This window comes from Carboxydocella sp. JDF658 (assembly GCF_002049395.1).
Taxonomy (GTDB): domain Bacteria; phylum Bacillota.
Map to the genome: position 1 here is coordinate 1 of NZ_BDLR01000111.1, position 281 is coordinate 281.

The window sequence follows — 281 nt, forward strand, 5'->3', positions numbered from 1 at the left end:
CTTAACCTGTGAGCATTACGAGCAGCCTTTTTAAGCGCTTCAGCAGTAGCTTTGGGATCTGAAAAGTGCTTGTTACCTTTCTCCATCAGAAAATCAATTAAATCCTCAAGCGGTCGAGCCGCAATTTCTTCAGGAGAAAGGAACTCGGTTAAAATTGCCTCTGAAGTTGCGCCAAACAGGTTACTGAAGACCTCATTTTGTTGCAGGGTATTAAACTTGAGAAAAAGATTAGTGAGAAAATAGTTTTTCTCCCTGCTAATAGTCTGCATCAGATGATAACG

1 pseudogene is annotated in these 281 nt (G+C 40.9%); it reads right to left on the reverse strand.

The features are described from left to right. A pseudogene (locus tag JDF658_RS12495) lies at positions 1-281 on the reverse strand (IS110 family transposase); the annotation flags it as partial.